Below are 16,216 nucleotides of genomic sequence, written 5' to 3' on the forward strand. Positions count from 1 at the left end.
CCGACTACCAGTATTAACTGATTCTTGGGTGGGTTTGTCAGGGGCTGGAGGATACATCACATGGTGACAGCCGTCTTGACAGCTTCAGCCGGCGTCGCGCTCGTGGCGGCCGTCTGGCTGAGCGTGATGCTGACCGTGTTCACGCCCCGGGGCAAACCCACCCGGCTCGTCCGTGGCACCCTGCGCGGTGTCGCCTCCCCCCTCCTCGCGATCTCCGGGCGCCTCCCGCCGGCCGCGCGGGAGCCGCTGCTCGACCTGTGCGGGCCGCTGGCCGTCTTCGCCGTGGCGGCGATCTGGCTCGGCGTCTCGCACGCCGGCTTCGCCCTGATGGCGGGCACGCCGCTGCGCGAGGCCGAATGGAGTTCCCGGCTGCTGCTGCTCGCCGCCATCACCGCGTACCTCGTCCGCTTCATGCACGCCTACGGCAGGCGCGAGCGGCTGGTCGCCAGGCTCGGCGGCAGCGTCTGCAACCCCAGGGACGCCGACAACCTGCTCGCCGTCTACCTCAGGACCGGCTCGCGCGACCACCTCGACTCCCTGTTCGCCGAATGGACGGGCTGGATGACCGAGGTGGAGAGCTCACACCGGGCCCATCCCGCGCTCACCTTCCGCCGGCCTGCGGGCGACCTCGACTGGCTCAAGGCCGCCGTCATCGTGCTCGACGTGGCCGCGCTCACCGAGGCGATCGCGCCGAACTGGGCACCCGCGCACACGCGCGCCCTGCTGGCCACGGGCACCCGCTGCGTGCGCCGGCTGGCCGACGGGCTGTGCATCAGGCTGCCGCCCATCGTGGTCAGCCTCCAGGGGCGCGAGGAACGCAACTTCTCCGACACGCTGCGGGTGGCGATGGAGGCGGGCCTGCCCGACGAGCGCGACCCGCAGGAGGCGTGGACGGTCTTCCAGGGCCTGCGCACCGCGTACGCGCCGCACGCCTACGCGATCGAGACCCGCCTGCGCTACGACCGGCTGGACGAGCCCGACGACGTCGGCGAGGTCGACGAGGTCGGGGACGTCGATGAGGCCGATGAGGCCGGCGAGGCCGGCGAGGCCGGCGGCTGAAGCAGCCCCGCCTCCACGATCTCGCCCGGGAGGGCGATGACCCCGCTCAACCGGGCCCCCTCCATGACCCGCGCCTCGTGACCGAGCGCGCTGAAGCCGTCGATGACCGTGGGCCGCCGCAATGACGACTCCACCTGCCCCATCAGCCCGACGTGGGTGTCGCTCAGCCGGGCGCCGGGGCCGATGATCGCGCCGTCCAGGCAGGCCACCCGCTCCAGGCGGCACCAGGAGTGCAGGTCGGCCTCGTCGCCGACGTACGAGTCGCGCAGCACGACCCCCGGCCCGATCTCCACGTCCCTGCCGATCCACGCGCCCGGGCCGATGTGCACGAGCCCGCCGGCCAGCTTCTCCGCCAGCGTCAGCCCGCTGACCTCGTCGCGCCGTGCCAGCGTGGACGGGTGGATGACCGGCGCGCGGGGCAGTTCGAGGCTGGGATGACCCCCGGCCATCGCCTCGGCCATGGTGAGCAGGTAATCGCGCGGGTTGCCCAGGTCGCCCGCCTTCGCGATCGGCGCGCAGCGGACGAGATGGCCGTGCGCGACCAGCCACGGCAGCAGGTCGCCGCCCCAGTCGAGGCCGTGCCGGGCCAGCGCGGCCAGCTCCGGCGTCGCGCCCAGCCCGCGCAGCCGCGCGCAGTCGATCACGTACAGGCCGGCGTTGATCGGCACCCGGGACAGGTCGGCGAACATCGACGCCACGGTCTCGATCCCCGGTTTCTCCACGAACCGCTCGATCCGGCCCGACTCGTCGGCGACCAGCGTGCCGTAGGTGCCCGCCACCTGCTCCGCCGTCCGGTACACCGTGCCGACCGTTACGACGGCGCCGCTGGCCACGTGCTCGCGCGCCAGCGCCGCCAGGTCCAGCTCGAACAGCGAGTCGGTGGGGAACACCACGGCGTGGCCGCGCAGGTCGTGCTCGTCGAGGATGGCCAGGGTGGCCTGGCCCGAACCGGTGTTCAGCCGGTCGGAGCGGGGGCGCGAATAGCGTACGGACACGCCGAAACGCTCGCCGTAACCCACCGCCTCCTTGACTTGATAACGATTCTCCCGGCCATTCGCGGCCATATGGAAGCTCGTTATCCCCTGGGCCCGGAACGCCCGCACGAGCCATTCGATGAGCGGCCGGCCGAGAAAGGACACGGCCGCCTTGCTCCGAATGTGCCCGGGTGACTCAAGAGTGAGCGGCCGGGCGCGCACGCCTCGGCCGCCGGCCAGCGCGATACCGACAAGCATGAAATCCCCGCAGAAACGACCGACGCGACCAGTGACCCCCATTCGTACCATTCTCGGTCCGCCCCCGAAGCATTTCGGACGGGATTTCGTCAGGTCCGCACGCCCCCGGAACCACCCTGACCGGCGGGCTCCGAATTACCGCACCGGCTGCGTTAAGTCGGGGTGCCGGGGACGCGGGCGCGCTCTTTATCGTGGCCTCCTGATCTGTCCGCGCGAAGGAGGAGACCGTGCGCGCAGCGGTGATCACCCGACTCAACGCACCGTGGGAGTTCCAGGACCTCCCCGACCCGGCCCCGGGCCCTGCCCAGGTCGTCGTACGCATTCATGCGTGCGGGATGTGCTTCAGCGACGTCCTGGTGCACCGCGGCCACTGGCCCGTCCAGCTGCCGATCGTGCCGGGACACGAACCGGTCGGCGAGGTCGTCGCGCTCGGCCCCGGCGTCACCACGCTCAGGGTGGGCGACCGGGTCGGCGTCGCGTGGATGCAGCGCGGCGAAGGGCGTTGCGTCCACTGCCAGAGCTGGCATCCGACGGCCTGCGCGCACACGCAGACCTGGATGGACCTCGGCGGCGGCTACAGCGACCTGATGCTGGCCTGGGAGTCCGGCTGCACGCTGCTGCCCGACGGCCTCGACTACGCCGACGCCGCCGTGGCCTTCTGCGCCGGGTTCACCTCGATGAGCGGCCTGCGCAACGCCGACCCCAAGCCGGGCGAGCGCGTCTGCGTGCTCGGCGTCGGCGGGCTCGGGCACATGGCGGTGCAGCTCGCCGCCGCGAACGGCCTGGAGACGGTGGTGCTCACGACCTCGCCCGACAAGGCCGAGTACGCCAGGGAGCTGGGCGCGTCCGAGGGCATCGTGGTGACCGACGACCCCGGCCAGGCCCTGACCGACGCCGGCGGCGCCGACGTCATCCTGGCCACCACCACCTCGGCCGACCTCGTCGCCCGCGTGGTGTCCGGCCTGCGTTACGGCGGCCGGCTGGTCACCATGGGCGTCACCGGCCCGCTGCGCATCGAGGACATGACGACGCTGCTGTTCAAGCAGTGCTCGATCAAGGGCAGCACGCACAACAACCGGGCCGACCTGGTCGAGGTGCTCAACCTGATGGCGGCGGGCAAGGTCACACCGCGGGTGGAGCGCTACCCGTTCGGCGAGATCAACGAGGTGCTGAAGCGCGTGGAGGCCGGCCAGGTGCGCTACCGCGCCGTACTGCAGCACGACTGAAGGAGGACCCGCGCATGTCCCAGGCCCCGACCGAGCCCCCCATCGTGGTCGCGAACCGGGAACACCTGTGGTGGCTGCTCAATGAGGCCTCACAGCTGGAGCACATGATCCTGTGCCAGTACCTCTTCGCCGAGGCCAGCCTGAAGAGCGGGACGGAGGAGGGGCTCACGCCCGAGCAGGCCGCGGCCGTCACCGAATGGGGCGGGGTGCTGCGCTCCATCGCGGTGGAGGAGATGCTGCACCTGGCGCTGGTCACCAACCTGCTGGCGTCGATCGGGGCGGCGCCCACGCTCGGCCGGCCGAACTTCCCGCAGCGCTCCGGCTACTTCCCCGCCGGCATCCAGCTCGACCTGCTGCCCTTCGGCGAGCAGGCGCTGCGCCACTTCCTGTACCTGGAGCGGCCCGAGGGCATGGAGCTGCAGGACGCCGAGTCGTTCCAGCCGATCCCGCCCTCCCGCACCGGCCTCGACCCCGGCGAGCTCATGCCGCGCGGCCAGGAGTACCAGACCATCGGGCACCTGTACCGGGGCCTGGAGCAGGGGCTGCGCGCCCTCTGCGACCGGCTGGGGGAGCGCGCGGTGTTCGTCGGGCCCCCGCGCGCCCAGGCCACGCCGGAACGGTTCCGCTGGCCGCAGCTCGTCGCGGTCACGGACCTGAAGTCCGCGCAGGCCGCGATCGACCTGATCATCGAGCAGGGCGAGGGCGCGCGCGGCGACTGGCGGCAGGCCCACTACGGCCGCTTCCTGGCCATCTGGGAGCAGTACGCCGACCTGCGCGCCCGCGACCCCGGCTTCGAACCCGCCAGGCCCGCGCTGGCCGGCTACCTGCGGCAGCCGTTCGACATCGCCGCGCCCCAGCCGCTGATCACCGACCCCGCGGCCCGGCGGCTCGCCGAGCCCGCGGCGGTGGCCTACGAGCTGGTCCTGCACGCGCTCACCCGCTTCTTCACCCACACCGACGAGAGCGAGGAGCAGCTCGGCCTGCTCATCCGCCTGTCCATCGGCATGATGGCGGACGTCCTGCGGCCGCTGGCCCACGCCATGACCGCGCTGCCCGCCGGGCCCGAGCATCCGGGGCGCACGGCCGGGTTCGCGTACGAGATGTACTACGCGATGAGCAACTTCGTGCCCTGGCGCGAGCCCGCGTGGGCGCTGCTGCACGAGCGCATGCTCATCCTCGTGGAACGCTGCCGCGAGGCCGGGCGCGCGGGCGGCGATCCGGTGGTCGCCGCCGCGGGCGCGCGGGTGGCCGAACTCGCCGCCGAGGTACGCGCGCACGTGCCGCCGGAACTGCTTCCCACATGAATCGCCGTCCCCGGCCGACTTGCCATTGTACGCGCCATTGTTTTGACGCCGGCCGGGGCTGCGGGAAAAGAATCGAATATGCGAGGTCCGATGAACATCAGCGCTGACTTCACGGTCGAGGAACTGTCCGGCCGGTGGCGCAGCCCGGAGCCCGCCGAAGTGTTCCCCGGAATATTCGGCATCGACGACTTCTGGCTGCACAGTCCTTTCTGGGCCATTCACTTCAACGCCTACAAGGACCCCGGCTGCGACGGCCGGCTCTTCGAACTCATCATCATGGGAATGTTCGAGCTGCGCGGGCCCAGCCCGGTCACCCCCGGCGCGCGCGACGCCGATTTCTCCCGGGTCAAAGTCTGCCTGCGGCTGTTCGACCCGGGCCTCGTCGCCGCCGCCGACGAGGCGAAGTCCGGCGACGGCAACTGGCGCGCCGGCGAGTGGCAGGACGTCTCGTACGGCGGCTGCCCGCCGCTCGACCTGCCGGGCGTGGACGACTGCCCGCTCGAGTACGACCTGCTGGGCCTGGCCCGCTCCGGCGACCGCGGCGCCGACCGGCTCTACTTCGGCCAGCGGCACCACGACGAGCTCGGCTCGATCTGGACCCGCCGCGCCCCCGGCCTGCTCGACTACTACGTCACCCGCGTCGTGGGCGCGCCCCCGCCGATCGGGCACGGCGCGGAGTGGGGCCCCGGCGAGTGGTTCCGCGTCACGAGCTCCAACACCCTGACCCCCGTCGGCACTCCCGCCGGCACCTCCGCCGGACGGGGCACGTCGTGATCACCGCCCACCCCCTGGCCTTCGCCGATCGGAGGACCCCGTGACCACCACCACCCAGGCCGCCGTCGTCGAATCGCCAGGCGCGCCCTTCACCCTTCAGGACGTCGAGCTGGACGACCCGCGCCGGGGAGAGGTCCTGGTCCGCATGGAGGCGGCCGGCATCTGCCACACCGACCTCACCATGGCCGCGGGCCACATCCCCTTCCCCCTGCCGGGCGTGCTCGGCCACGAGGGCGCCGGCGTGGTGGAGGAGGTGGGGCCGGGCGTGACGAAGGTCGCCCCCGGCGATCACGTCGTGCTCACGTTCACCTCCTGCGGCGCCTGCGCCTCCTGCCGCCTCGGCCATCCGGCGTACTGCACCACCTGGATCCCGCAGAACCTCATCGGCGGCAAGCGCGCGGACGGCACCTCCCCGATCAGCAGGAACGGCGCCGCGCTCGGCGGGCGCTTCTTCGGCCAGTCGTCGTTCGCCCGCCACTCCATCGCCGACGAACGCAGCGTGGTCAAGATCGCCGACGACGTGCCGTTCGAGCTGCTCGCCCCGCTGGCCTGCAGCGTCCAGACGGGCACCGGCGCGGTCTGGAACACGCTGCGGCCCGAGCCCGGCACCTCGATCGCCGTGATCGGCGTGGGCGCCGTCGGCCTGGCCGCCGTCATGGGCGCCGCGCTCACCCCCGTCAACGAGATCATCGCCGTCGGCCGCCGGGCCTCCCAGCTGGAGCTGGCCGCCAAGATCGGCGCCACCATGACGATCGACTCGACCGGCGTGGACCTGGCCGCCGCCCTGCGCGAGGCCACCGGCGGAGCCGGCGTCGACTACGTCGTCGAGGCCGTCGGCAACCCCGACGTGCTGAAGGCCGGCATCGACGCGCTCGCGCCGCGCGGCGCCGTCGCCGTCGTGGGCGCGCCCCCGTACGGGGTGGAGGTCTCCGTGGACGTGCACCGGCTGCTGCCCGGCCGCCGCGTGCTCGGCGTCTGCGAGGGCGACAGCGACCCCGACCGCCTGATCCCGCTGCTGGCCCGCCTGATCCGCGGCGGCCGGCTCCCGGTCCAGCCGCTGATCAAGGAGTACGCCTTCACCGACATCCAGCGGGCGGCCGAGGACTTCAAGGCAGGCAGGAACATCAAGACCATCCTCCGATTCGACACGTGAAGACGTCAGGAGCCCCCCACATGAACACCTTCGAGCTCGGCGACTTCCAGCTCACCTCGGGCGCCACCCTTCCCGGCGCCAAACTGGCCTACCAGACCTTCGGTGAGCTCAACGCGGCCAAGGACAACGTGGTCGTCTTCCCGACCTTCCTCGGCGCGCCCCCCGAGGTGCTCAACGGGTGGATCGGCGAGAACCGCGCGCTCGACCCCCGTACCAGCTTCATCGTGCTGCCCGGCCACTTCGGCCTGCCGCCGTCGTCGGCGCCGAGCAACACCCCCGGTCCCTTCCCCGAGGTCTCCATCGCCGACGACGTCATCGCCCAGCAGCGCCTGCTGGCCGAGGAGTTCGGGGTGAGCGAGGTCAAGCTGGTGCTCGGCTGGTCCATCGGCGCGATCCAGGTGTACGAGTGGGCGCTGCGCTTCGGCGACCGCGTCCGCGCCATCGCCCCCATCGCCGGCGCCCCCACCCCGCCCGCCTGGACCAAGCTCTGGCTCAAGACCGTGGTGGAGGAGCCCATCACCTCCGACCCGAACTACGCCGGCGGCGCCTACGCGGAGGCGGCCGACGTGAGCGGCGGCCTGGCCCGCGTCGGGCACGGCTCCGCGCTCACCGCCCCGCCGCGCACCTTCTACTACGACAGCGCCGAGGTCTGGCGCAACCTGGGCTTCGACAGCGTGGACGCGTTCGTGGCCGGCTTCTGGGAGAACTTCTGGCTCCCGCAGGACCCGAACGACGTGCTCGCCCAGGCCCGCAAGGCACGCGCGGCCTGGCCGGGCGAGCCGGGCGAGTCGCTGCCGGACGTCCTGTCCCGGGTGCGGCCGGCCACCACGATCGCCGCCTTCACCGGCGACGCCCTCTTCCCGCCCGGTGAGCTCAGCCGGTACGCCGAGGCGATCCCCGGCGCCACCTTCCGCGAGATCGACAGCATCTTCGGCCACCTGGCCACCTTCGGCCTGTCCGAGCAGGACGTGAAGGCCATCGACGACGTGATCAGGCACGCGCTGGACAGCTAGGAGATCCCTGTGTCAGAGGTGGAGTTCGTCCGCTTTCTCAAGACGGCCGGGTCGAGCCCCGAGTTCCTGGCCCGCTACTCGCCCATGGACCTGTCCCGGATGTTGTTCCACGCCCGCAACGAGGGCTTCGACTTCACCGAGGCCGACGCGGACCGGGTCGTGGGCCGGCTGGAGGCGGGCGTGATCATCGAGAAGGACAGGGAGCCGTTCGACGGGGACGCCACCCTGTGGCGGCACATGTGGGGCACCCGATATCTCGACTACCTGGTCCACCACGTGACCGCCCGATACACCGGCGAGGAGCTGTCGTGAGCGAGACGAACGTCATCGACTTCCTGCGCGCCCTGGCGCAGCGGCCGGAACTGTGCGAACGGCTCAAGGACAAGCCCAAGGACGAGGTCGTCGCGGCCGCGGCCGGAGCCGGCTACCCGTTCACCGCCCAGGAGTTCAACACCCTCATCTGGGACCTGGAGGAGCGGCTGGCGCGCGAGCGCGGCGAGGAGTTCAACGAGCGCTTCCCGCTCTGGGACCTGCTGTGGGGCCGCCACTACCTCGAATTCCTCGTCTTCGACCTCGTCCCCAGCCTCGACGAGACCGGCCTCCTGGTCGGATTGGAGCCCACGACATGATGCGAGACGCGTTGTACATCGGGCGCGAATGGAACGTCGAGCACGACCGCCGGGCCAAGGTCACCGGCGGCGAGCTCAGGTACACGGTGCTCGGCGAGGGCGAGCCCGTGCTGTGCATCCACGGCACCAGCATCGCCGACAGCCTCATCACGCCGATGCGGTTCTACCCGCCGCTGCTGAACGACTACCAGCTCATCAGCTACTACCGGGCCGGCTACAACGGCAGCACCCTGGACGGCGACGCGCTCAGCATCGAGGGCGGTGCCGAGCACGTCCGCGAACTGCTCGACCACCTCGGCATCGACAAGGCCCACATCATGGCCTTCTCCTTCGGCGGGGTGATCGCCTTCCAGTTCCTGCTGTCCCACCCCGAGCGGGCGCACAGCGCGATCCTGCTGGAGCCGTACCTGCCGCGCGAGGAGCCCGACGCGATCACCGCGAACATCGACGCCTTCATGAACGCCATGAAGGTGTACGAGACGGGCGACAAGCTCGGCGCGGCGCAGCTCTACATGGAGGCGGTGTGCGGGCCCAGCTTCCTGCCCGCCGTCGAGATGACCGGCCCGCTCGACGTGTGGAACCGGGTCGAGGAGTGCGTCGACACGACGTTCACCGTGGACTTCCCCGCGATCTCCCAGTGGGGGTTCAAGCCGTCCGAGGCTGACAGCCTGGCCGAGCGGAAGCCCGCCATGCCCGTGCTCGCCGTGATGGGCCTGGACAGCGAGTCCGTCATGCCCGGCTTCCGCGCGACGCAGCGCTTCCTCATGGACTGGCTCCCGCAGGCCGAGCGGTGCGGCATCCCCAACGCCACGCACGGGCTGCAGAGCATGAACCCGCTGGCCGTGGGGGAGGCGGCGCACACGTTCCTGAAGCGTCATCCGATGTGACGGCGCTCCGGCACCCGCTCACCGGCCGGACGGACTGGCGGCCGGGCGGGTGGCCACCACCGAGGTGCGGGAGGCACCTGCGTTGACGTCCTCCCCGGCGTGAAGGACGTTCAACGGCATGGACTCGGCTCGCGTCCCGCACGTCGAGCACAGCTTCGACGACGGGAAGACCCGGTCGATCTCGGCGAAGCTCCGGCCGTACCGTTTCGCCTTGTACCCCAGCATGTTCACGAACTGGGTCCAGCCCGCGTCGTGCACGCTCTTGGCCGGTTTCGTGCCTGCCAGACCCTTCACGGCAAGGTTCTCCACGTACACCGCTTGCTTGTCGCGGATGATCTGCGTGGAGAGCTCGTGTGCGAAATCCCGGCGCGCGCACCGCCTTCGCGTGTGCGGGGCAGGAAAGCCCAGGGCACGCCCTCGCGTGTGCGTGGCGGATTTGACCTGTAGCGCGCTACAGGTCGCACGATGGTGGGCATGAGCGAGTTGCTGCTACCCCAGCTCGACGTCGAGATCCCGCCGGAGGGCCTGTCGATCGGCGAGGTCGCGCGCGTCACCGGCGTCGGCATCGAGGCGCTGCGCTACTACGAGCGCGAGGGCCTGCTGCTCGACCCCGCCCCGCGCGACCCCGGCGGCCGGCGCCGCTACCGCGCCGGCGACCTGGCCTGGATCGCCGGCCTGGTCATGCTGCGCGAGACGGGGATGTCGATCGCCGACCTGCGCGTGATCGCCGACCTGAGCCGGCGTGAGGGGACCGAGGCCGAACGGCTGGCGTTCTTCTCCCGGCACCGGGAGCGCGTGATCGAACAACTGGAACGTACCAAACAGCACCTCGCCGCCATCGACGCCAAGATCGCCGCCTACCGGGCGGTCACCGAACAGGAGCAACCATGAGAACCATCCCACTCGGCGACGGGCTGACCGTGTCCGCGCTCGGCTTCGGCGCGATGGGCATGAGCGCCTTCTACGGCGGCGCCGACGAGCGGGAGTCCGTGGCGACGCTGCGGCACGCCGTCGACTCCGGCGTCACCTTCATCGACACGGCGGAGGCGTACGGGCCGTTCGAGAACGAGAAGCTGATCGCCCGCGCCCTCGGCGACCGCCGCGACGAGATCGTGCTGGCCACGAAGGCGTCCGCGGAGACCGACGACGACGGCACCGTGCACGGCCGCAACGGCACCCCCGCCTACATCCGGCGCGCCGCCGACCGGTCGCTGCGCCACCTCGGCACCGACGTCATCGACCTGTACTACCTGCACCGGGTGGACCCGGACGTGCCGATCGAGGAGTCGGTCGGGGCGATGTCCGAGCTGGTCAAGGCCGGCAAGGTGCGCCACATCGGGCTGTCGGAGGCCTCGGCGGCGACCATCAGGCGGGCGCACGCCGTGCATCCGCTCGCCGCCGTGCAGTCGGAGTTCTCCCTGTTCTCGCCGGACGTGCTGCACAACGGCGAGAAGGCGGTCATGGACGAGCTCGGCATCGGCTTCGTCGCCTTCTCCCCGCTCGGGCGCGGCGTGCTCACCGACCGCCTGCGCAGCCTGGACGAGCTGGCCCCCGACGACGCCCGCAGAGGGCTGCCCCGCTTCCAGCCCGCCGCGTTCGCCGCGAACCGCGCCCTGGTGGGACGGATCGAGACCCTCGCCGCCGCCAAGGGCGTCACCGTGGCGCAGCTCGCCCTGGCCTGGCTGCTGGCCCAGGGGGTGGTGCCGATCCCCGGCACCCGCCGGCGCGAACGGCTCGACGAGAACGTGGCGGCCCTCGGCGTCGAGCTGACCTCCGGCGACCTGGACCACCTAGCCTCCGCCGCCTCCGACGTCGTGGGCCACCGCGACTTCACCCCGGTCCCCGCGGGCGCCGACCGCTAGGCCGCCGGGCTCAGAAGCGCACCCGCCCCAGGTCAGCCGATCGGTTTGTGGGTGCTCCAGTACTCGTCGGCCGCGGACTGGATGCCGGCCAGGACCTCCCGGTAGCCGGCCGGGTCGACGACGAAGGCGCTGAAGCCGTCGAGCGCGGCCGTCAGCACCGGGGGCGGCGCGGCCTCGAAGTAGCGGTTGACCAGCCGGTGCTCGCCGTTGCCCGCCGCCTTGCCGACCTCGGCGATGGCCTGGTCGGCGATGGCGAGCTTCGGGCCGGCCGAGACGTCGCCCCTGGCCATGGCCCACCTCTCCTGCGCGGAGGCGCCCACCCACCACTTGAGGTACTTCATGCCGGCCGCCGGTCCACGGCCGTGCCGTCCGCCCGCTCCAGCACCGGGACCACCGCCGTCCAGAGCGCGACGACGTCGACAACGTGCTCGGCTCGGAGAGCGCGGTGACGGTGGACGAGTCGAAGACCGTGGGCCTGGTGCCGGCGCCGGGTGACGTGGAGGTGCAGCAACATCCTGCACGCCTCCGACGCCGACACCTCGCCCAGGCGCCGCTGCGGCCTGACCATCCGCTACATCCCGACCTCGACCAGGATCACCAGCGGGAGCAGCCGTTCGTCTCCGCCCCGCTGCTGCGCGGCGACCCGGGCGTGAACGTCTACCAGCCCTTCCCCGCGTACGTGCCGGGCACCCACATGCCCTTCGCCGGAGCCGGAACCCGCTGACGTGCGCTGATCCAATGTCCGGAGTTCGTCCAGACTTCGCTGGACGTACTCCGGACAAAGATCCCTTGCCGTCTCGCGGAGCCGGCGGTCAGCGTGGTGAACGAGCCCCGGCGCCGAGGTCGCCGCCCGACGGGAGCGGCAGGCGAAGCCGGTCCGGGGCCCGGATCGCCACGTCACCGAGACAGGAAGAGGATCATGAGGTACTCGAAGCTCGTTCCCGCGCTGGCCGGAGCCGGCGCCGCCCTCGCGATGCTGACCGTGTCCGCCCCGGCGAACGCCGCCGCCCCGTCCTCGCCCGCCGCGACGGCCGAGGCGGGGACGCTCAGCGTGCACCGCAAGTCGGCCTCGTGCACCTCGCCCAAGGGAAACAAGATCAACGTCTCCTGGGGCGACGGCAACGTCTCCACCACCGTGTACTTCAACAACCACTGCAACCAGAAGCGGTGGATCGAGCTGAAGTTCGTCAAGCAGAACCACGACTTCTTCTGGAAGTGCGTCGGGGTCAACGCGAAGACCAGCGGCAAGAAGAAGGTCGGCTACTCCATGCCGGACAAGGTCGTCCTGACCAAGAAGAAGACCAACTGCTGACCCCTGGGACCGCGGGCGCCCGCCCAGGGGACGGGCGCCCGCACACCCCTGCCGGGCGTCAGGCCACATGCGCTCCCAGCCCGGTCAGGCCCGGTGCCACGTCCGGTCGCAGCACGAAGTCGTCGTCGTAGTCCCCGCCGTTCTGCCTCCGGTACGCGATCGGCCGGGTCGCCGGAATCGCGAGCAGGCGCTCACGCAGCTCCTTGGCCGCCGCCTCGCCCTCCTCGGGTGTGAACCTGTCGGCACCCGTGATCAGCACCGGGGGCAGCACCTCCGCGCCCGCGTAGAACAGGGTGCCGTGCTGCAACGGGAAGAGCAGTTCGCCGACGGCTCCGTGGATGCCCCGCTCGCCGTAGAACCACGCCGGGCCGCCCATGGTCACCACCGCCAGCGCACGCTTGCCCGCGAGGAACCCGTCCCCGTAGCCGATCCACTCGCCGTTCGGGCCGCGTGACCCGTACGCGTAACCCTGGTGCCAGACCCGGTCGAACCAGCCCTTGAGGATGGCGGGCATGCCGAACCACCACATCGGGAACTGGACGACGATGGTGTCCGCCCGGTCGATCTTCTCCTGCTCGGCCCGGATGTCGGCGCCCAGCGCGCCGCTCTCGTACGCCTGCTTCGCGGCGGCGGCGACCTGGAACCGCTCCGCCGGGGGGTGGGCGTAGCCGGCGGCGTCGACGACGGGGTTCCAGCCCATCGCGTACAGGTCCGACACCTCGACCCGGTGACCTTCGCCACGGAGCGTGCGCCGCCCCTCCGTGGCCAGAAAGCCGTTGAGCGAGCGCGGTTCGGGGTGGGCGAGAATCCAGAGCACGTTCATGACGTCAAGGCTGCTCCGGGCGGCACCGCCCCGACGACTGGCCTGATGGACAACATGTGCGAAGATCGGGCCATGGCTGCTTTCAGCGGTGACGCGCGCCACCGAGTGGCGGTCCTGGCCCGTGACCGGGTTCTGTCCTTCGAGCTCAGCATCGTGCACCGGATCTTCGGTCAGGCGCGCTCGGCCGCCGGCGCCGCCCTCTACGAGGTCGTGACCTGCGCGCCCGAGCCCGGGGACGTCCGCACCGACGCCGACTTCACCCTCGCCGTCGCGCACGGCCCCGAGGCGCTGGCCGAGGCCGAAACCGTCGTCGTCCCGGCTTCGGCGGACGACTTCGAGCCCCGGAACGAGCCGCTCGACCCCTCGCTCGCCGCCGCGCTGGCGCGGATCCGGCCCGGCACGCGGATCGCCTCGATCTGCTCGGGATCGTTCGTGCTGGCCGCGGCCGGCCTGCTCGCCGGGCGGCGGGCGACCGCGCACTGGCGCTCGTCCGCCCGGTTCCGCGAGCGATTCCCGGACGTCGCCTTCGACCCGGACGTCCTCTACACCGACGACGACGGCGTCCTCACCTCCGCCGGCGGGGCCTCGGGCATCGACCTGTGCCTGCACATGATCCGCACCGACCACGGCGCGGCGGTCGCCAACGAGGTGGCGCGCGGCTCCGTCGTCCCGCCGCACCGCGAGGGCGGGCAGGCGCAATACGTGAAGCGCCCGATGCCGGACCCGAGGACCTCCTCGACCGGCAGGGCCCGCCGATGGGCACTGGAGAACCTGCACCGGCCCGTCACGCTCCAGGAACTGGCGGCCCAGGAATCGACCAGCACGCGGACGTTCACCCGGCGCTTCCGAGACGAGATCGGCACCTCGCCGGGGCGGTGGCTCACCCAGCAGCGCATCGAGCGGGCCCGCACCCTGCTGGAGCGCACCGACCTGCCCATCGACGAGATCGCCGTCACCGCGGGCTTCGGCACCGCCGGCTCGATGCGCCTGCATCTGAAAGACGAACTGGGGGTCTCACCCAGCGCCTACCGCGCCACGTTCCGCGGCCCCTGACCCGGTGAACCGGCGGAGTTCGAGCTGGGAGGCCCCGCAACCGCGGGAAGATCTCCTAACGGTGAATTCGTCCCGCGGCCGGACGGGCGCCGGGGCGGTGGTGCAGGCTGTACCTTACGGCTCCGGTGGCCGGTATCGAGCACCGCACAGGTGATCGGCGAGCTGGGAGTAGGGACATGAAGGCACGGATCATCGTCGCGATCGGGTTGCTCCTCGCCGCGACCGGCGTCCTGTGGACGCTCCAAGGGCTGGGCATCGTCGGCGGCAGCGCGATGAGCGGCGTCACCACCTGGGCCGTCGTCGGTCCGTTGGTGGTCGTCGTCGCGCTGGTCATCACCTACATCGGGTTCCGGCGCCTCCGGGGGTGACAGGCCCCCGAAGGCCGGGGCCGCCGCGAACGCCTGCTCGAAGGGGCGCGGCACGTGCTCAGGTCGGCGGCGCTGTCCAACCACGCGGATGAGCGCGTCCATGCTCACAGGCCGAAGGCGCCGCCCTCGACGAGGATGAGGGCTCCGACGCCGATCAGGACGAACGGCAGCAGCAGGTGCCCCCACCGGCCCAGCACCCTGGCGACGACCGGGCGGGTGGCGAAGTACCTGCCCGCGGCGCACCACACGCCGACCAGGGCGAGGAACACGGCGACGTAGACGCTCATCGCGCCTGCGCCCGCGGTGGCGAACACCGGCACGTACACGCCGAGGTTGTCGCCGCCGTTGGCGAAGGTGACCGCGGCGACCTCCAGCGCCTTCGGCCCGCCGGCACGGTCGCCCGCGGGCGCGTCCTCGTCGCCGTCGCGATGGTTCCGCCACGCCTGCCAGGCCGCCTTGAGTCCCAGCGCGAGCGGGAGCAGGCCCAGGTAGGGCAGGACCGGGTCGGGCAGGAAGCTCGCGCCGAAGGCGGCGGCCGCGGCCACCGCGAGGATGGCCAGGAACCCGAGGTACTGGCCGGCGACCACCCGCGCCGCCGCACCCCGGCGTCCGGCGCCCTGGGCGAAGAAGAGGGCCAGGATCAGCAGGTCGTCCACGTTGGTGACCGCGAACAGGCCCGCCGCCTGCCCGGCGACTCCCACGTTCACGCCGGGCCCCGCTTCGCCGGTCCGGTGATTCGCAGCATCGGGACACCCTGCCACACGCCGGTGCGGGCGGTCACCGTCAGGGTTGCTGGGGCCAGTGCGGGGCCGACCGGTCGGCGGCGGAGCCGATGGCCGAGCCGTCCAGGGAGGTGAAGCCCAGCTCGATCCCGCCGGCCGGCCACTCCAGGGCGAGCTCGAAGGGTTCCCTGGGTGGCAGCGGCCACAGCCACAGTCCCACCGGGGTGACGATGCCGGCGTCCTCGCCGCCGCTGCGCATCGACATGCCGCCGAGCAGCCAGGACATGCGCGGTCCCGGCGGCGCCTCCTGCGGGATGTTGAGCCGCTCGAACCGTTGCCCGACGGTGGTGGTCTTGGTGCCGTCGGCGAAGCGGACGCCGAAGCGCAGCAGGGTGTCCGGCAACGGCCGGCCGGAGGTCACCCCCGGCACCATGACCGGGAAGACGGACATCTGCAGGGCCTGGTAGTCGTCGGCCGACAGCGTGTGCCGCCGCATGGCGACCTCCACGTTGAGCAGGCAGCCGGCGCGGTAGGCCGTGATCGACGGCAGGGTGACGACGACGTTGGGGGTGCGGGCCAGCTCCAGTCCCGTCAGCGTCATCGTGCCGGCCTGGGCGGCGGGCGGGGCATACCAGATCGGTAATCCGGGTGGTGCCGCGGAGGCGTCCTCCTCTTGCGCGGGTGGCGGTTCGAAGAACATGCCTCCACCGTACGGAGTGGGGCTCGTATTCGCGCGCAAGATCGGACCGTGGCCGAACGTAAGTCTTGCGGCCGTTTGCGCTCAGCCGACGTCGTCCCT

The 16,216-nt window shown here is 71.8% G+C and carries 21 protein-coding genes; 15 read left to right on the forward strand and 6 right to left on the reverse strand.

From position 1 onward, the window contains the following. The first annotated feature begins 75 nt into the window (after positions 1-75). Positions 76-1,059: a hypothetical protein gene (locus OIE67_RS13905; protein ID WP_326640220.1), complete on the forward strand. Its 984-nt coding sequence runs from the start codon at positions 76-78 to the stop codon at positions 1,057-1,059. Here OIE67_RS13905 and OIE67_RS13910 read toward each other — a convergent pair. After that, positions 957-2,342, reverse strand: a complete 1,386-nt coding sequence (locus OIE67_RS13910; protein WP_326640222.1) for an NDP-sugar synthase — start codon at positions 2,340-2,342, stop codon at positions 957-959. The genes OIE67_RS13905 and OIE67_RS13910 overlap by 103 nt on opposite strands. 176 nt (positions 2,343-2,518) lie before the next feature. Between OIE67_RS13910 and OIE67_RS13915 the strand changes: the two genes are divergently transcribed. The 8 genes from OIE67_RS13915 to OIE67_RS13950 all read left to right on the forward strand — a co-directional run bounded on the left by OIE67_RS13915 (position 2,519) and on the right by OIE67_RS13950 (position 9,277). Then, complete coding sequence (locus OIE67_RS13915) at positions 2,519-3,517, forward strand: alcohol dehydrogenase catalytic domain-containing protein (RefSeq protein WP_326640225.1); 999 nt, start codon at positions 2,519-2,521, stop codon at positions 3,515-3,517. Between the two features lie 14 nt (positions 3,518-3,531). Beyond that, positions 3,532-4,821, forward strand: coding sequence for a ferritin-like domain-containing protein (locus tag OIE67_RS13920; RefSeq protein ID WP_106249896.1), 1,290 nt, complete (start codon positions 3,532-3,534; stop codon positions 4,819-4,821). A 90-nt stretch (positions 4,822-4,911) separates the two neighbouring features. After that, positions 4,912-5,595, forward strand: coding sequence for a hypothetical protein (locus OIE67_RS13925; RefSeq protein ID WP_326640228.1), 684 nt, complete (start codon positions 4,912-4,914; stop codon positions 5,593-5,595). Positions 5,596-5,635: 40 nt separating this feature from the next. Further along, on the forward strand, positions 5,636-6,748 hold the full coding sequence (locus tag OIE67_RS13930) for an NAD(P)-dependent alcohol dehydrogenase (protein WP_106249892.1): 1,113 nt from the start codon (positions 5,636-5,638) through the stop codon (positions 6,746-6,748). A 20-nt stretch (positions 6,749-6,768) separates the two neighbouring features. Continuing rightward, on the forward strand, positions 6,769-7,761 hold the full coding sequence (locus OIE67_RS13935; protein ID WP_326640231.1) for an alpha/beta fold hydrolase: 993 nt from the start codon (positions 6,769-6,771) through the stop codon (positions 7,759-7,761). Positions 7,762-7,770: 9 nt separating this feature from the next. After that, entirely contained in the window at positions 7,771-8,073 is a 303-nt protein-coding gene (locus OIE67_RS13940; protein WP_326640233.1) for a hypothetical protein, read from the forward strand. Beyond that, positions 8,070-8,390 (forward strand): Nif11 family protein, encoded by a 321-nt coding sequence (locus OIE67_RS13945; RefSeq protein WP_326640235.1) that lies wholly within the window; start codon positions 8,070-8,072, stop codon positions 8,388-8,390. The genes OIE67_RS13940 and OIE67_RS13945 overlap by 4 nt, the downstream gene beginning before the upstream one ends. After that, positions 8,387-9,277: an alpha/beta fold hydrolase gene (locus tag OIE67_RS13950; protein ID WP_219912326.1), complete on the forward strand. Its 891-nt coding sequence runs from the start codon at positions 8,387-8,389 to the stop codon at positions 9,275-9,277. The genes OIE67_RS13945 and OIE67_RS13950 overlap by 4 nt, the downstream gene beginning before the upstream one ends. A gap of 18 nt (positions 9,278-9,295) precedes the next feature. On the opposite strand, the gene OIE67_RS13955 is transcribed toward OIE67_RS13950, so the two are convergent. Continuing rightward, positions 9,296-9,571: a transposase gene (locus OIE67_RS13955; protein WP_326640238.1), complete on the reverse strand. Its 276-nt coding sequence runs from the start codon at positions 9,569-9,571 to the stop codon at positions 9,296-9,298. Between the two features lie 180 nt (positions 9,572-9,751). On the opposite strand from OIE67_RS13955, the gene OIE67_RS13960 reads away from it, so the two are divergent. Together OIE67_RS13960 and OIE67_RS13965 are read left to right on the forward strand one after the other, a co-directional pair. Beyond that, positions 9,752-10,168, forward strand: coding sequence for a MerR family transcriptional regulator (locus tag OIE67_RS13960; RefSeq protein WP_106249887.1), 417 nt, complete (start codon positions 9,752-9,754; stop codon positions 10,166-10,168). Then, positions 10,165-11,139, forward strand: a complete 975-nt coding sequence (locus OIE67_RS13965) for an aldo/keto reductase (protein ID WP_326640241.1) — start codon at positions 10,165-10,167, stop codon at positions 11,137-11,139. The genes OIE67_RS13960 and OIE67_RS13965 overlap by 4 nt, the downstream gene beginning before the upstream one ends. Before the next feature lie 32 nt (positions 11,140-11,171). Here OIE67_RS13965 and OIE67_RS13970 read toward each other — a convergent pair whose 3' ends face one another. Further along, entirely contained in the window at positions 11,172-11,480 is a 309-nt protein-coding gene (locus OIE67_RS13970) for a hypothetical protein (RefSeq protein ID WP_326640243.1), read from the reverse strand. Positions 11,481-11,563: 83 nt separating this feature from the next. On the opposite strand from OIE67_RS13970, the gene OIE67_RS13975 reads away from it, so the two are divergent. Both OIE67_RS13975 and OIE67_RS13980 read left to right on the forward strand, forming a co-directional pair. Next, the gene (locus OIE67_RS13975; protein ID WP_326640245.1) at positions 11,564-11,863 is read left to right on the forward strand and encodes a hypothetical protein; all 300 of its coding nucleotides are present in this window, start codon (positions 11,564-11,566) and stop codon (positions 11,861-11,863) included. A gap of 195 nt (positions 11,864-12,058) precedes the next feature. Further along, positions 12,059-12,451 (forward strand): hypothetical protein, encoded by a 393-nt coding sequence (locus OIE67_RS13980; protein WP_326640247.1) that lies wholly within the window; start codon positions 12,059-12,061, stop codon positions 12,449-12,451. Between the two features lie 58 nt (positions 12,452-12,509). Here the strand turns inward: OIE67_RS13980 and OIE67_RS13985 are convergent, their stop codons facing one another. Next, a complete protein-coding gene (locus OIE67_RS13985) occupies positions 12,510-13,274 on the reverse strand; it encodes an NAD(P)H-dependent oxidoreductase (protein ID WP_326640249.1) in 765 nt (254 codons plus the stop codon). A gap of 72 nt (positions 13,275-13,346) precedes the next feature. Here OIE67_RS13985 and OIE67_RS13990 point away from each other — a divergent pair, with 72 nt between their 5' ends. Further along, the gene (locus tag OIE67_RS13990) at positions 13,347-14,327 is read left to right on the forward strand and encodes a GlxA family transcriptional regulator (RefSeq protein WP_219912325.1); all 981 of its coding nucleotides are present in this window, start codon (positions 13,347-13,349) and stop codon (positions 14,325-14,327) included. 176 nt (positions 14,328-14,503) lie between these two features. Then, the gene (locus OIE67_RS13995; protein WP_326640252.1) at positions 14,504-14,695 is read left to right on the forward strand and encodes a hypothetical protein; all 192 of its coding nucleotides are present in this window, start codon (positions 14,504-14,506) and stop codon (positions 14,693-14,695) included. Positions 14,696-14,799: 104 nt separating this feature from the next. On the opposite strand, the gene OIE67_RS14000 is transcribed toward OIE67_RS13995, so the two are convergent. Both OIE67_RS14000 and OIE67_RS14005 read right to left on the reverse strand, forming a co-directional pair. Then, positions 14,800-15,402 (reverse strand): cadmium resistance transporter, encoded by a 603-nt coding sequence (locus tag OIE67_RS14000; RefSeq protein WP_106249876.1) that lies wholly within the window; start codon positions 15,400-15,402, stop codon positions 14,800-14,802. Positions 15,403-15,478: 76 nt separating this feature from the next. Then, entirely contained in the window at positions 15,479-16,117 is a 639-nt protein-coding gene (locus tag OIE67_RS14005; RefSeq protein ID WP_326640255.1) for a hypothetical protein, read from the reverse strand. Positions 16,118-16,216: the final 99 nt, after the last annotated feature.

This window comes from Nonomuraea fuscirosea (assembly GCF_035917475.1).
Taxonomy (GTDB): Bacteria; Actinomycetota; Actinomycetes; order Streptosporangiales; family Streptosporangiaceae; genus Nonomuraea; species Nonomuraea fuscirosea.

Bases quoted from the DNA above. Each gene is read 5' to 3' on its own strand.
- OIE67_RS13910 (WP_326640222.1), bottom strand. From the start codon at position 2,342: ATGGTACGAATGGGGGTCACTGGTCGCGTCGGTCGTTTCTGCGGGGAT.
- OIE67_RS13920 (WP_106249896.1), top strand. From the start codon at position 3,532: ATGTCCCAGGCCCCGACCGAGCCCCCCATCGTGGTCGCGAACCGGGAA.
- OIE67_RS13925 (WP_326640228.1), top strand. From the start codon at position 4,912: ATGAACATCAGCGCTGACTTCACGGTCGAGGAACTGTCCGGCCGGTGG.
- OIE67_RS13935 (WP_326640231.1), top strand. From the start codon at position 6,769: ATGAACACCTTCGAGCTCGGCGACTTCCAGCTCACCTCGGGCGCCACC.
- OIE67_RS13950 (WP_219912326.1), top strand. From the start codon at position 8,387: ATGATGCGAGACGCGTTGTACATCGGGCGCGAATGGAACGTCGAGCAC.
- OIE67_RS13960 (WP_106249887.1), top strand. From the start codon at position 9,752: ATGAGCGAGTTGCTGCTACCCCAGCTCGACGTCGAGATCCCGCCGGAG.
- OIE67_RS13965 (WP_326640241.1), top strand. From the start codon at position 10,165: ATGAGAACCATCCCACTCGGCGACGGGCTGACCGTGTCCGCGCTCGGC.
- OIE67_RS13970 (WP_326640243.1), bottom strand. From the start codon at position 11,480: ATGAAGTACCTCAAGTGGTGGGTGGGCGCCTCCGCGCAGGAGAGGTGG.
- OIE67_RS13980 (WP_326640247.1), top strand. From the start codon at position 12,059: ATGAGGTACTCGAAGCTCGTTCCCGCGCTGGCCGGAGCCGGCGCCGCC.
- OIE67_RS13985 (WP_326640249.1), bottom strand. From the start codon at position 13,274: ATGAACGTGCTCTGGATTCTCGCCCACCCCGAACCGCGCTCGCTCAAC.
- OIE67_RS13990 (WP_219912325.1), top strand. From the start codon at position 13,347: ATGGCTGCTTTCAGCGGTGACGCGCGCCACCGAGTGGCGGTCCTGGCC.
- OIE67_RS13995 (WP_326640252.1), top strand. From the start codon at position 14,504: ATGAAGGCACGGATCATCGTCGCGATCGGGTTGCTCCTCGCCGCGACC.
- OIE67_RS14005 (WP_326640255.1), bottom strand. From the start codon at position 16,117: ATGTTCTTCGAACCGCCACCCGCGCAAGAGGAGGACGCCTCCGCGGCA.